This is a genomic window from Demequina sp. (assembly GCF_049841215.1).
In the GTDB taxonomy this organism is placed as follows: domain Bacteria; phylum Actinomycetota; class Actinomycetes; order Actinomycetales; family Demequinaceae; genus Demequina.
Window position 1 is genome coordinate 75,300 of sequence record NZ_JASGEO010000011.1, and the last position, 11,865, is coordinate 87,164.

The following is an 11,865-nucleotide window of genomic DNA, read 5'->3' on the forward strand; positions in this document are numbered from 1 at the left end:
CTACCAGGCGGTAAGCGGGTCTAGTCTGGACTGCGGGGCGGTTGTCAACGGCGATGGCCGCCCTCTTTCCCGGGACTGCCAAGGAGGCGCACGTGTTCACCGGACTCACCACCGAGATCTGCGAGCAGGCATGGGACGTAATCTCCCCGGCAATCGCTCGGGCCGCTGAAGTGGGCGTCACCAACCGCCACACGGGAAGTCTTGTGGTGCTGGACCCCGTGGCCGCGGACGGCACCGTGCTCTTCACCGCGCACGTGGGCGGCGAGGTCAACGAGCGCACGCTCGAGTTCGCCACCGCCAAGGCCCAGCTGGTGAAGCGCACGGGGCGCGACACCTCGGAACTCCGCGCTGCGGCCCCACACCTCTACGCTCCAGGCGACATCAAGTGGCCAGGCGGCATCATCAGAGACGGCCTCATTGTGGCGTTCTCCGGCGTGCAGGGGGAGTTGGACGACATGATCGCCGAGTGGTTCGCGTCCGCCGTGCGCGGCATCTGCCGAGTGGCGTTCAACGGGCCGCAGGGTGGGGATGCGCAGCCAACTCCGTACGTGGGGCGCGAGTCCTGACAAACGCCTGTTGGGCCGCCACGCTCAGCAACACGCACACGCCCAGCCCGGTCCACAGCGGCCACAAGGCCGCCAGCGGTACAAAGGCCGTAATCATCGACCCAACGAGCGCGATTACCAGGCATGTAAGGAGCGCGAGCCAGCCCCAGCGTCGAGCAGTGATGGCAAGCGTGATCACCAGCAGCACGCCGCCGATGCCAAGGAACATGGCCACACTCATCCCCAGAATGAAGTCGGACGGGATGCCCACGGGGCTCAGCACGCTGTCGCTGATCGTGATCATGACCGCGAGCACCGCCGCGAAGCCGCCAACGCCGATGCCCGCGATGAACAGCGCGAGCTTGCCGCCGGCCTCGTTGGAGAAGATGCGGAAGGCCGTGGTGATGATGGCGAGTGCAAGGAACAGCCCCACGCCGAACGCCACGAGAGGCAGCGGTAGCGAGTAGGCGGCGACGTACTCCACCTCGCTGGGAAGCGGCATGGGCTCCACAAATCCTTGCGCCCAGTCGTAGCTGTAGACGCGCTGCCACTCGCCGTCAGGGGAGGGCTTCATCGCCAGCCCGTCGAACCCGTTGGCGGCCCACACCTCGTACCCGCCCTCGACGTGCGGGATGATCGCGATGTCGAACGTGCGCAGGTCGCCCGTGGTTTGGTAGCCGTCTCGCTGGGCCTGGAGGGCGTCAAAGAGCAGTTCGCGCTCGTTGTCAGGAACCTGCCAGTCCACGGTCCACGTGGTGCCGCCGTCGTCGCTGGTCTCCACACCGAGGTGACCCTCGTAGGGGCGGTAGCAGACGCTCGGCTCCCACCAAAGGCACTCCTCTGCGGTGTCCGGCTCGGCCGAGGTCGCGGAGAGCGCCCACCTCTCGTTCTCGTCGTAGGGCACGCTCCACAGCGATCCATCCTCGAGTTGCGTGTACCAGCTCATCGAGTAGGGGTCTTGCCCCGGCGAATCGCCCAGGCCCACCACAAGTGAGCCGTCCACGTTGGTCACCTGCACGGGCATGTCGGGCGGGATCGCGGACGTCGCCGCGCTCGCGAGCACCGCGATCGGCAGCACCGCGATCACACGCCAGCGTGGCGCAACCCGCGGCTGCATCGCCACCCACCCGGCAAGCGCCAGGAAGGGCAGCGTAAGGAGATCGCTACGGTCAGCAAGAACAACGCTTGGCCCCGCGACAGTACTGAGCAGGTCCGACGCTGCGGCGGCTCCCATCGCCGTCGCCTTCACCCACACAAAGCCCAGCGCCGTCACGGTAAGCGCCGAGCCCACCACCGTGCGCCACGCCAGCCGCGGCACTACCAGGGCGACCACAAGCGCCACGAGAGCCGGGAAGAAAACGAGGCCCGCAGCGTCGGACAGCTTGCCCGTCCACCACGAGCCAAACTGTGCCTTGAGCACGTGGTCGTTGACCAGCATCACCACCAACGCCAGCAGGGACACCGGGTGCGCGAGCCAGTTTCCCGCCTGCCTCAACACCCCCGGTGTCTCCATAGGCCCGACGCTAGTGGCAGCCAAACCCCAAGCGCACCAGGCGTGACGCTTTCGTGATGGGGACGTGCTGAATCGTGACCCTTACCCTTGGCATGTGAAGGTGACGGCAGCTACGCAAGCCCTGGAAGCGTCGGGAATCGACTTTGAGGTGACCGAGCACGGACCCGTGCGCTCGCTCGAGGAGGCCGCGGAGGCGCGCGGGCTCAATCCTGGGGCGATCCTCAAAACTCTGGTGGTGCGCCGCGGCGAGGACGACTTCCTCTTTGTGCTGGTGCCGGGCGATCGCGAGATCAGCTGGCCCAAGTTGCGCGCGCTGCTGGGCGTGAGCCGACTGTCGATGCCGGACAAGGATGTGGCGTTCGCGGTGACCGGCTACGAGCGCGGCACGATCACGCCGTTTGGGTCCAGTACTGCGTGGCCGGTTATCGCCGATGCCCTGTTGGTGCAGCGGCAAGGGCCGGTGTCCATCGGTGCCGGCGCGCACGGGCTTGCGGCCACGGTGGCGCCGGAGCAACTGGTTGAGGTGCTTGGGGCTCAGGTTGCCGATGTGACGGAGCCGTTGACGGCTCGCTAGGAGCTACTGCAGGCAGAACTCGTTGCCCTCGGGATCGCGCATTTGGTAGTAGTGCTCTGGCCACGGCCCCCACTGCTGGTCGATGAGCCGCACCACCTCCGCGCCTAGGGCAACGAGGCGATCCTTCTCGGCGTCCAACTCCTCGTGCGAGGGTGCGCGACCGGGGGTTGCCTGCACGTCAAGGTGGATGCGATTGCGGCCGTCTTTGGCCTCGTCCGCGTGGTGGAAGAAGAGGCGCGGGCTCTCGCCGTTGGGGTCCTGGACCAGGCCGCGCTTGGCGAGGTCCTCCTCGGTGAGGCCGCTCGCGAGCAGCTGGTCCTTGAGCTCGCCCTCGAACTCCATGGGCTCCAGGCCGTAGACGCCCGCCCAGAATCGCGCGAGCGCGGCAGGGTTGTCAGCGTAGAAGACGACGTTTCCGATTTTCGATGGCATCTAGCCACCGTACGTCAGGACGTGGGGCCGAGGAAGGCCGAGTACTCCGGGCAGTACAGCGAAATCGACGCCGTCACGGCGAACATCGCGTCGTAGGCGTCGATGCCGTGGGACTGAATCGCGTCCGCACCCGCTTGGGGCGTGCCCTCGGCGTCGATGCCGTCGCAGCCGGCGTTGAGGATCACGACGATCTCGTCGTCGGTCTTCTCGGCGAAGCTGGGGAAGCCCGTGCGGAGGGTCTCGGTGACGTTCGTCAGCGTGAAGCCGTCCTGGATGGGGCGGATATCGCCGGCCGCCGCGGGGGAGGTGGTGGGGGTGGCGCTTGGGCTGGGTTCCGCGCTGTCCGACGGCGTGGTCACCGGGGCGTTCGCCGTTCCACTCGCGGTGGGGGTGGGGTCGGCGTCTTGCGTGCACGCGGAGAGCGTGAGCGCGAAAGCGGCAACCGTGACGGCGACGATGGCGTTGCGGACCTGCATGGTGCTCCTCGGGGTTAGGCGCGTGGCGCCGCGCCCCAGTGTAGGTGGGTCGCGAGGTGCGAACGAATCGCGTACGCGCGCGGTTGCCGCGCGCGGCAAATCGTTTCGATTCTGTGACCTTTGCGAGGAGTTGCGCTACGCCGCGTGGGCGTCGAGATCAGCGAGCCACGCTTCGAGTCGCTCCTCGAACAGATCGGCGGCGTCGGCGTCGTAATCGCGGCTGCACTCGTCGACGAAGAGGTGCCCCTTGTTGGCGTAGCGGTAGACGTTCGCGTGGGGGGCTTGGAACACGAGCCCGTCGAGCTCGTCTGGTTGTACCCATTCGTCGGGCTCGGCCACGTGAATCTCGAGGGCAACGTCCCGCCGCCACGCGCCGCCAAGCGCCCGGGGCGGCAGTGCGCCGCCCATCAGCAGGCATCCGCGAATGCGCCGCACGTCCTGCGCCAAGATCTGCGCCTGCATGCTGCCCAAACTGAACCCAATGACAACGTCGGCTGTGCGGTGTTCGCGAGCGGAGCGTCGGGCAACGTCTTCTACGGCGTCGTGGCCAATGCGTTGGGCGTGGCGCACGCCGTCATCGAGACTGCGGAAGGTGGCGCCGGCGTAGGTGTCGGGGCAGTGGACGGTGTGGCCCTCCGCGGTGAGCCGCGCGGCCAGTCCGCGAAGGCCATCGGTGAGGCCGAACGCGTGGTGGAAGAGGAGGATCTCTGCCATGCCTCCAGTGTCACCCCGGTGAGGCTCAAGCGCGAGGCGAGCGGGCCGTCGGGCAGAAAAAAGTGTGGGGGCATGAAAAGAGCGACGCGCACAAGGCCTCGGGGGGTGATGGCGTTGCGCGCGTCGCTTGATGGATACTCTACAACGCTTACCGGGGTGTAATGCAACTCGGATTCGAAACTTTTTTCCGTGGGCATAATCTGGGGAGCTATGACGACTGGGCGCGTGCTGGTGGGAGTGCAGGGGCTGCTGTTCCTCGCGGTGGCGGTGACCGCCTTTGTGCCAGGCCCGACGCTGTTTGCGTCCCTGATTCTTGGGCTCGCTTTGGTGGTGGCTGGGTCGGTAGTTGTGGTGTGGACGGGGCGGGTTCTTGGGCGCTCCCTGACGCCACTTCCCGAGCCGAACGGTGCCGGAATGGTGGCCGCGGGGCCGTACCGATGGGCGCGGCACCCCATGTATTCGGCGCTCGTGGTGATCTGCCTTGGCGTGGCCGTGGGGGTGGGGGTGGTGTGGTGCTATCTGGCTGTCGCGTGTCTCTGTGTGTTCTTCGCGGTGAAGGCGCGCGTGGAGGAGGGGTACCTGCTTGGCGCCTATCCGGGGTACGGGGCGTACGGGGCGCGAGTGGGGCGCTTCGTGCCGGGTTTGGGACGGTTATCCACAGTTTGACTGGTTGCTGATGCGGTCTTGACTGGCTCCGGCTAGGGTGCTGGGTACCTGAACCGGGATCTTTCGTTGGGGTGCTCGCCATGTTGGGGCGAGCGGGGCCGACTAGGGGGGAAGCAGCATGGACAAGTGGCGTCTCTTGGGCGCGGGCGTTGTTGTTGGCGCTCTGTTGCTGTGTGCGGCCGCGTGCACGCCGGGGGGTGAGCCCGTGGTGACAGAGTCGCCGAGTGGTGGTTCTTCGCCCATTGCGACTACGCCTGTTGCGTCGCCGAGCCCTACGCCCACTGGGACTGATGCTCTGCTTGCTCAGCTGCCTGATGGGGCGACGTCTCCGGGGCTTGACGGGGCGATTGTGACGGCGGAGTTCTTCCTCACGTTGTACGCGCCCATGTTCCACACTGGCGACACGGCGATGTGGGAGTTCTTGAGTGGGGAGGAGTGCTCCTATTGCTCGTCGAGCCTCGACAACGTGAAGACCGTCCAAGATCGTGGCTGGGCAGCCAGCGGCGGCGAAATCGCACCCGAAGTTGGAGCGAGCCGGGCCATTTTCGGCGATGATGACCGGGCCTATGTAGACGTTCCGTCGCACCTGAACGACGCAGTCCTCATCAAGGACGCCGGCACGCCGGAGCTAGCGGAGGCAGCATCCGATACGACCTTCACGCTCCAGCTTGAGTTTCGCGATGGCAAGTGGCTCGTCCAAGGGGTGAAGTTCGCATGATCCTATGGCGCGCCTTCCTCCTCGCACTTCTTGCAATTGTCCTCGCCGGTGGGTCTCTTGCTACGAAAGCGCACGCCGCAGGCGAGGATGATGTTTTCGGTGGCACGACGTCCCCGGACGCGGACGGATTTGAGGTCCAAGGAAGCCGCCACGACAACTCCGGCAGCACGCCCGCCTCCAACTCCGGCGGATCCTCCGGTCCGTTGACCCAGGAAATGCGTGCACCGCGATGCGAGTCCAACAGAACCCGGCAAGATCAGACTCCGATTTGCCCGGACAACGACCCACTCGAGATCCTGTGCATCGACGGCACGCCAGCCCAACTCCCCATTTGGGTCCGCACTCAGAACGCGGACGGCACGTGGACGGACTGGTCCATCTACCGCGACTACTCCTGCCCTCAAGACGCCGCCCTCCTCGCCGCGATCAACCGCGAGTGGACTGAGCTCCAGCCGCAGCCGAGTGACATCAACCTCCAGCCCAACACCGGCTGGGTCATCGCGACGGTTCCCACCATCGCCATGGCCGGCGACGAGCCGCGCCTCCACCAAGCCACCCTCCTGGGTGCGGACGTGGAAATCTTGGCCACAGCGTCGGACTACCGGTGGGAGTGGGGCGACGGCAGTCACACCGCAACCAGCGATCCCGGCCAGCCCTATCCCAACGCGACGCTCACACATACGTACCCGCACGCGTCGGACCGCGCCACCGTTGCGCTTACGACCACCTGGACCGGCGAGTACCGCGTGAATGGCGGGCCGTGGGTGGTGTTTGGTTCCACGATCAGCAGTCAGTCCACACCGGTGGACCTGGTGATCTACGACCCCCGCTCGCGGCTGGTGAACTGCGATCTCGATGGCAACTGTCGTCTGGCCGCGAACGGCTGATCGCGCCAGAATGGCCTCATGACCCGTCTGGAGATTGCACTTGAGGTTGCGCCCATCGACGCGCCAACGGTGCAGCGCCTCAAGGACGCCGGATTAGAGGTTTACAAGGGCAATCGCACCTGGCGCGTGGTCGCGTATGCAGAGCCCAACGAGTCCACGCCCGTGCGCCAGCAGGCCATCAACCTCGCGAACGACATCCTCATTGACTTCCGCCTTGACCCCCTGCACCGCCCGCCAACCGTGACCCTGCGCTACCCCGATGGCGAGACCGAGCAGGCCGTTGGCGACCTGCTGCTCGAGGACGCGCGGCGCGCCAGCGACCCCGATCCCTTGCCCCGCCCCAAGCGCAAATGGTGGCAGAAGCAGATGGAGTTGGGGCTGGGGGAGCGCAAAGGTGACTGACATCCGCCCACGGCCCGACGCTCCTGGCAGCCGCCTCTTTCACCTCGCCCTGGCAGCGGATTGGGCGGCGGCATTCGAGGCTGGCGAGTACCGCGTGTCCACCTTGGGCATGACGCTCGACGACGTGGGATACCTCCACGCGAGCCACGCCCACCAAGTTCAGGGCGTCGCGGACGCGTTCTACCGCGGACGCTCCGATGTTGTCCTGCTCGTCATCGCCCCCGAGCGCTTCCCCGGTGAGATCCGCGAGGACCTGGACCCAGCGTCGGGCCAGTATTTTCCCCACCTGTATGGCGCCTTGCCGGTGGGTGCGGTGGTCGCCGCCCCGGCCGTCGGGCTGGCAGCGGACGGAACCCTGGACCTGGCGGCCCTCCTCGCGCCCTAGAGTGAAGAAATGGGTCAGTTACGGGCAGTGGTGACGGGGGCGTCGTCGGGGATTGGGGCGGCAACGGTCCGACGCTTGGTTGCGGACGGCTGGCACGTCACCGCCGTCGCTCGGCGGGATTCGCGACTGCGCGAGCTGGCGCGCGAGACGGGGTGTGCTGTCTTTGTCGCGGACGTAACGTCCGACGGGGAAGTGGCGGCGCTCGCGGACCATGTGGGTGCGCGCGGCGGGGTGAATCTGCTGGTCAACAACGCTGGCGGGGCGTTGGGGATGGACCTCATCGCGGACTCGGCGCTTGAGGCGTGGACGTCCCAATACGAGGTGAATGTGGTGGGCGCCGTGCGCATGACGCAGGCGCTGCTGCCGCTGCTTCGTGAGAGCGGGCGCGGCGACGTGGTGGTCGTTACCTCCACGGCCGGGCACGAGGCTTACGAACGCGGGGCGGGGTATGTGGCGGCGAAGACGGCAGAGGCGGCGATGACACGCACGTTGCGGCTGGAACTGACGGGCACGGGTGTGCGGGTCATGGAGATCGCGCCAGGGATGGTGGCCACGGAGGAGTTCTCGGTGAACCGCTTTGGCGGGGATTCCGAGCGCGCGGCGGCCGTCTACGACGGGATAAAGCCCCTGGTAGCGGAGGATATTGCGGACGCGATTGGGTGGATGGTTGGGCTGCCACATCACGTCAACGTTGACCTCATGGTGGTGCGGCCGCGCGAGCAGGCTAGCGCCACCAAGACGGTGCGTTCCTAGGGCGTCTTCAGAAGTTATCCACAATTGGGGCTTTTCCGGCCTCTGCGTCGGGGGCGCCTGATTCACTGTTTCTATGACCTTCCAGACCGCGCGATACGCCTCGGCGAGCGCTGCGGTGTGCGCGCGCGATGGCGCGCCGTTGGCGCCTCTGAGCGACGACGCGCTCCTCGACGTGCAGCGGGATATCGGCGAGGCGCGTAGGGCGCTCGACGCTCTCGCGTCCGAGGTTGCCGGGGAGATCCAGGCGCGAGCTGAGGCCGTTCCTGGGCCCGGCGGGATCGCGCGGCGCATGGGCTTCAAGAGCGCGAAGGCTCTCGTGGCAGAGTCTCTTGGCGGCTCGGGGTGGGAGGCCGAACGGCTCGCCAAGGTGGGTCGTGCGTTGGCAACGGCCGACGCTGTGGAGGCCTTGGGCAGTGAGACCGGTGAGGCGCCTCGAGGGTGGGCGCTTGTCGCTGCCGCGCTGAGGGCCGACGAGATCACGGTGGAGAAGGCGGACATCCTCATCGAGACGCTGGAGAAACTCCGTGGGGATTCTGAGGTGGAGTCCCAGTTCGTGGGGCTCGCGCGGCGGCTGCGACCGCACGACCTGCGGCAAGCATGTGCGCGCGAGGTCGTGTTCAACAATCCTGCAGAGGCGGAAGAGCGTGAGCGGCAGCTCTACGAGGATCGCCGCCTGACGCTGGCGGAGCGTTTGGACGGCGCGGTCGTTGTCAGGGGGCTGCTGGATCCGCTGTCGGCGGCAGGGATTCTGACGTGGCTCGACGCGCAGACGCGCGCAGCTTTCCAGGCCAAGCGGGCCACTCCGGGGGATGAGCGGACGCCCGCTCAGATGAGAGTGGACGCACTCGCGATGCTTGCCCACCACGCGCTGAAATGTGGCGCGCCCGGATCGGGGGTGGCGACCACCTTGGTGGTGCGCATCGACGAGGAGTCGCTGAGGGCGCGCTTGGGAGTGGGGACGTGCGATTCGCTGAAGGCCCCGATCTCTGCGAGCACTGCGAGGGCGATGGCGGTGGACGCAGGCATTCTGCCCGCCGTGATGGGCGGCGCCTCGCTGCCGACAGACGTGGGTCGAACGTGTCGCAGCGCAACGCAAGCCCAACGAATCGCTCTAGGCGAGCGCGACGGTGGCTGCGCGTGGTGTCATGCGCCAACGTCGTACTGCGACGTCCACCACATCATTCACTGGCTCTTCGGCGGCAAGACCAATATGGACAACCTGGTCATGCTGTGTGTGAGCTGTCACCATCGGATCCACTTTGGGGGATGGTTGATAGAAGTGAAGCGGGGCGAAGTGTGGTTCACTCCGCCCGCAGCCATTGATCCCGCGCGAACCCCACGCAAGGGAGGCCTTGCGCACCTCGCGCTGTCTCCGTAGCGAAACGTGGTCGTGCGCGTGAGCGTGCGCGTGCGCGTGCGTGTGTGCGTGTGCATGTGCGCGCGCGTGCGACGATATCGCGTGCCCTTGACCCGGATCGGCGCAGCGCTATGGACTGCCACCCTCATCTCCGTGCTGCTGGGTGCTACCTCCGGCGAGTCGGTGCTCGAGGTGCTCACGCGGACTGCCCCGGTCTTGGGGTTCGCGGTGGCGATCACGATGGTGGCGGACGTCGCATTCCGCTCGGGCGTGTTCACCTCACTCGCCGAGTGGCTGGCGCGAGTCGCCGGGCACCGGCGCTGGGTGCTTTTTGGCGGAGTGATGGCGCTTGCTGTCGTGTGCACCGCGTTTCTGAGCCTCGACACTACCGCTGTGCTGCTGACGCCCATCGTGGTGCTCTTGGCTCAGCACACTCGTTCCGCGGCGATGCCCTTCGCGCTCGCGACGGTGTGGCTCGCGAACACCTCGTCCCTGACCCTGCCTGTCTCAAACCTCACGAACCTGCTCGCCTCTCACGAGCTGGGAAACCCGAGCCCAGGGGAGTGGCTTCGCACCTTCGCGCTGCCATCCCTTGCGGCAGTGCTCGTTACGTGTGGTGCGCTAGTCATCGTCTCCCGCCGCCACCTGCGGGGACGCTACGACCTTGAGGAGCGCACGCCAACCCCGGATCGCGCCCTGTGGTGGGTCACAGTGCTCACGTTGGCGGCGCTGTTGCCTGCACTGCTGCTGCCCGTGGCGCCGTGGATCCCCGCCACGGCGGCCGCGATTGCGCTGATCGTGGCGGCCGCGGCTCGGCGCTCGCTGGCGGCCACGCAATGGCGCGCCCCGTGGAGGGATGTCCCCTGGGCGCTCGTCGTGTTCGCTTCTGGACTGTTCGTAGCCGCCGACGCGATTGAGCAAGGTGTGCTGAGCCGCCTAACCGTTCCCGGCCCAGGTGACGGGGCAGCGGCCGTCTTCGCAGCGTCGGGCATCGCCATGGTTGCCGCAAACCTGGTAGACAACTTGCCCGCATACCTGATTCTGGAGCCGCTCACGACGAGTCCGCTCGCGCTCAAAGCGGTGCTCATAGGCGTCAACGTGGGACCCTTGATCACGCCGTGGGCGTCGCTTGCCACGCTGCTGTGGCACCGGCAACTCAGCGCACTTGGCGTGGAGGTGCCGTGGAAGCGCTATGTGATGTGGGGTGCCGTGGTGGCGCCGCTCAGCGTGCTGGCAGCGACGGGTGCGCTGCTGGCTGTGAGTTAGTCGTTGACCTTAGGGGCAACTTCCTTGCCGGTGGCCTCAACGAGCCTGGGTAGCTTGAACGCGTCGATGATCCAGAAGATGAGCACAATGCCCCACGCAACCGCCGCGAGCACCCACACCACCGGAAGCACGCCGGCTGAGAGAGCAATCGCGATGATGGTGCCAACCAGGAAGAGCACTCCCTTAAGCATGTGGCCCACGTAGAAGCGGTGAGCGCCGAGGGTTCCAAAGAAGAACCACAGTGCGTAGGCGAGAACCAGGTTCTTGCCCTTAGGAGCCCTAGAAATGTCTTCGTACGCGCCACTTTGCATCGTCATAAGGGCACTGTAGCGGCTCTGCGGCTGCGGCGGGGTGAGATTTCGTACCGTTTCGATTACGAGGTTCGTTGATGCGGCGGCCACGTCGAAGGGCCAAGATGGGGGAATGGTGGCAACAGTCGCGGAATACATCGAAGGGTTCGAGGGCCTCACTCGTGAGCGGCTCGAGGAGTTGCGCGAACTCGTGTTGCGCATTCTTCCCGACGCCGTGGAGGGCGTTGCGTACGGCATCGCCGGCTTCAAGGTGGGAGGGAAGCCCGTGGTTTACCTCGGCGGGTTCGCCAAGCACGTGAGCGTCTATCCGATCACGCAGCTTCCTCCCGCACTCGACGCTGCCGTGGCGCCGTACCGCAGCGGCAAGGGGACCGCGAAGTTTCCCAACACGGAGCCATTGCCGAGGGATCTCATCGAGGACCTTGTGCGCTTCATGGCGGATCGCGCCGCCGGCGCCTAGGTGCTGGGGGCGTCGCGGCCTGGGGCGCGGCGTGCAGGTGGGCGCGCAGGTGGGCGCGCGCGGCCCGCGTATACGTACACGCGTGCGCACCCACCTAACACGTGCACGCACGCGTGCGCGCGGGACTCGCGCGAGCGTCGGCACTTGGGAAGCGCCAAACCGAGGCCGTACACTTGTGGCCAACAGCGCAGACCCGGCAATCACCGGCGAGCTTGCGGAAGAACGGGCGTGAGCCTCAGTAGACCCGTACGGGCAGCCCGTTACAGCGGCGCTCCGGTGATGGCCGGAGCATGAGCGGTTCTGACCAGTAATCGGCAGGTTATTGGTGGAGCAAGCGAGGTGGTACCGCGTGAGCGGGGGAGTTCCCCGTAAGCGTCCTCGTGGCAGTGACCGTCAAGAAAGCAGC

The 11,865-nt window shown here is 66.7% G+C and carries 16 protein-coding genes; 11 read left to right on the forward strand and 5 right to left on the reverse strand.

Going from position 1 to position 11,865, the window contains the following annotated elements; all coding sequences use genetic code 11:
• The first annotated feature begins 92 nt into the window (after positions 1–92).
• Positions 93–566 carry a hypothetical protein gene (locus tag QM618_RS05185; protein ID WP_428095398.1) on the forward strand — a complete coding sequence of 158 codons (474 nt, stop codon included), beginning with the start codon at positions 93–95 and terminating at the stop codon, positions 564–566.
• Here the strand turns inward: QM618_RS05185 and QM618_RS05190 are convergent.
• Positions 508–2,058, reverse strand: a complete 1,551-nt coding sequence (locus QM618_RS05190) for a hypothetical protein (protein WP_428095399.1) — start codon at positions 2,056–2,058, stop codon at positions 508–510. The genes QM618_RS05185 and QM618_RS05190 overlap by 59 nt on opposite strands.
• A gap of 94 nt (positions 2,059–2,152) precedes the next feature.
• Between QM618_RS05190 and QM618_RS05195 the strand changes: the two genes are divergently transcribed.
• Positions 2,153–2,632 carry an aminoacyl-tRNA deacylase gene (locus QM618_RS05195; protein ID WP_428095400.1) on the forward strand — a complete coding sequence of 160 codons (480 nt, stop codon included), beginning with the start codon at positions 2,153–2,155 and terminating at the stop codon, positions 2,630–2,632.
• Between the two features lie 3 nt (positions 2,633–2,635).
• Here the strand turns inward: QM618_RS05195 and QM618_RS05200 are convergent, their stop codons facing one another.
• The 3 genes from QM618_RS05200 to QM618_RS05210 all read right to left on the reverse strand — a co-directional run bounded on the left by QM618_RS05200 (position 2,636) and on the right by QM618_RS05210 (position 4,254).
• Entirely contained in the window at positions 2,636–3,064 is a 429-nt protein-coding gene (locus tag QM618_RS05200; protein WP_428095401.1) for a VOC family protein, read from the reverse strand.
• Between the two features lie 14 nt (positions 3,065–3,078).
• Positions 3,079–3,540, reverse strand: a complete 462-nt coding sequence (locus QM618_RS05205; protein WP_428095402.1) for a hypothetical protein — start codon at positions 3,538–3,540, stop codon at positions 3,079–3,081.
• A 135-nt stretch (positions 3,541–3,675) separates the two neighbouring features.
• Positions 3,676–4,254, reverse strand: a complete 579-nt coding sequence (locus QM618_RS05210; protein ID WP_428095403.1) for a dienelactone hydrolase family protein — start codon at positions 4,252–4,254, stop codon at positions 3,676–3,678.
• 210 nt (positions 4,255–4,464) lie between these two features.
• Between QM618_RS05210 and QM618_RS05215 the strand changes: the two genes are divergently transcribed.
• The 8 genes from QM618_RS05215 to QM618_RS05250 all read left to right on the forward strand — a co-directional run bounded on the left by QM618_RS05215 (position 4,465) and on the right by QM618_RS05250 (position 10,688).
• On the forward strand, positions 4,465–4,920 hold the full coding sequence (locus QM618_RS05215; RefSeq protein WP_428095404.1) for a methyltransferase family protein: 456 nt from the start codon (positions 4,465–4,467) through the stop codon (positions 4,918–4,920).
• A gap of 118 nt (positions 4,921–5,038) precedes the next feature.
• Complete coding sequence (locus tag QM618_RS05220; RefSeq protein WP_428095405.1) at positions 5,039–5,638, forward strand: DUF6318 family protein; 600 nt, start codon at positions 5,039–5,041, stop codon at positions 5,636–5,638.
• Positions 5,635–6,525 carry a hypothetical protein gene (locus QM618_RS05225; RefSeq protein ID WP_428095406.1) on the forward strand — a complete coding sequence of 297 codons (891 nt, stop codon included), beginning with the start codon at positions 5,635–5,637 and terminating at the stop codon, positions 6,523–6,525. The genes QM618_RS05220 and QM618_RS05225 overlap by 4 nt, the downstream gene beginning before the upstream one ends.
• 18 nt (positions 6,526–6,543) lie before the next feature.
• On the forward strand, positions 6,544–6,927 hold the full coding sequence (locus tag QM618_RS05230; protein ID WP_428095407.1) for a hypothetical protein: 384 nt from the start codon (positions 6,544–6,546) through the stop codon (positions 6,925–6,927).
• Positions 6,920–7,312: a DUF952 domain-containing protein gene (locus QM618_RS05235; RefSeq protein WP_428095408.1), complete on the forward strand. Its 393-nt coding sequence runs from the start codon at positions 6,920–6,922 to the stop codon at positions 7,310–7,312. The genes QM618_RS05230 and QM618_RS05235 overlap by 8 nt, the downstream gene beginning before the upstream one ends.
• Before the next feature lie 9 nt (positions 7,313–7,321).
• Positions 7,322–8,065, forward strand: a complete 744-nt coding sequence (locus QM618_RS05240) for an SDR family oxidoreductase (RefSeq protein WP_428095409.1) — start codon at positions 7,322–7,324, stop codon at positions 8,063–8,065.
• A gap of 73 nt (positions 8,066–8,138) precedes the next feature.
• Positions 8,139–9,443, forward strand: coding sequence for a DUF222 domain-containing protein (locus tag QM618_RS05245; protein WP_428095410.1), 1,305 nt, complete (start codon positions 8,139–8,141; stop codon positions 9,441–9,443).
• Positions 9,444–9,524: 81 nt separating this feature from the next.
• On the forward strand, positions 9,525–10,688 hold the full coding sequence (locus tag QM618_RS05250; RefSeq protein WP_428095411.1) for an SLC13 family permease: 1,164 nt from the start codon (positions 9,525–9,527) through the stop codon (positions 10,686–10,688).
• Here the strand turns inward: QM618_RS05250 and QM618_RS05255 are convergent.
• Entirely contained in the window at positions 10,685–11,005 is a 321-nt protein-coding gene (locus QM618_RS05255) for a TM2 domain-containing protein (RefSeq protein WP_428095412.1), read from the reverse strand. The genes QM618_RS05250 and QM618_RS05255 overlap by 4 nt on opposite strands.
• A gap of 106 nt (positions 11,006–11,111) precedes the next feature.
• On the opposite strand from QM618_RS05255, the gene QM618_RS05260 reads away from it, so the two are divergent.
• Positions 11,112–11,459 (forward strand): iron chaperone, encoded by a 348-nt coding sequence (locus QM618_RS05260; protein WP_428095413.1) that lies wholly within the window; start codon positions 11,112–11,114, stop codon positions 11,457–11,459.
• Positions 11,460–11,865 lie beyond the last annotated feature (406 nt).